Source organism: Planomonospora algeriensis (assembly GCF_977012225.1).
The window spans coordinates 1-1,165 of sequence record NZ_CDRNDK010000898.1 but is presented as its reverse complement, the minus strand read 5'-3'; the positions used below and the strand labels follow the sequence as shown (position 1 = coordinate 1,165).

The 1,165-nt window shown below is 77.9% G+C and carries 1 protein-coding gene; it reads left to right on the top strand.

Annotated features, from left to right (window positions below):
• Positions 1–150 precede the first annotated feature (150 nt).
• A partial coding sequence (locus ACWJ6R_RS36735; protein WP_449066610.1) for a GAF domain-containing protein occupies positions 151–1,165 on the top strand: 1,015 nt, incomplete at its 3' end.

Below are 1,165 nucleotides of genomic sequence, written 5' to 3'. Positions count from 1 at the left end.
ATGGCGACCAAGCTGCTCACCGGCGTCTACGGCGGCCCGGGCGGGCGGGCGGCGTCCGGAAGCGGGGACCGGCCGGAGCGGGGGCCGGTGAGACGGGCCGGAGGTGCGTGACCAGGGATTCCGGGCGGCTCCGCTGGGAAGACCACTGAGGTGACGATCGAGCAGACCGGGCCGGAGAGCGGGATCGGAGACGGCGCCGGACCGCCCGGTGGAGCGCTGCCCGGCGGGGCGCTGCTGCAGGCGGTCTTCGCCGGCCTGGGCGAGGGCCTCTACCTCACCGACCGCGACGGGCGCATCAGCGCGGCCAACCCGCGGGCCGCCGAGCTGCTGGGCCGCCCGGTGGAGACGATGCTGGGGGCGGACGCCCACGATCTGCTGCACCGGGCCGCCGACGGCTCGGTGATCCCCCGCTCGGCCTGCGGTCTGTGGCCGGTGCTGGAACGCGGCCTGGCCGTCCGGGGCGAATGCGCCCGCTTCCTGTGCGGCAACGGGCACCTGTTGCCGGTGTCCTGGTCGGTCTCGCCGGTCCTGCGGGACGGCCGGATCCGCGCCGCGGCGGTGCTCTTCACCGACGCCACCGAACACCTGGAGGCCGCCAGTCGCCAGGCCGACCGGCTGGCGGCGCTGGAACGGCTCGCCGAGCGGCTGGCGGCGACCACCGAGGCCGGCGCGATGCTGGCCCGGACGCCGGAGGTGGACGAGGCGCTGCGCCGGCTGGGCCGCCTGATCGTGCCGCGGCTGGCCGAGTGGGCGGCGGTGGACCTGCGCACCGGTTCGGAGGAGGTCCGCCGGGTCGCGGTCGTCCCGCCCGAGGGCTACTCCGGAGATCCCGCCTGGGAGGGGCCGCTGCCGCCGGTCACCGAGTCCTCCAGCGCGCCGCTGGCCCGCGTCCTGCGCGGCGGCGAGGCCCTGCTGCTCGGTCCCGACGACCTCGCCGCCTCCGACGGCGAGCCGCTGGCCGAGGCCCACCGGGAGCTGGTCGCCGCCTTCGGCGCCACATCGGTGATCATCGCGCCGCTGCGCACGGCCCAGCGGATCCTGGGCGCGCTGACCGTGGCGCGCACCGACCCGGCCCGTCCCTTCGACGCCGCCGAGCTGGCGCTGGTCGAGGACCTCGGCCGGCGCGCCGGGCTGGCGGCCGACGGCGTCCACCTGTCCGACCGGC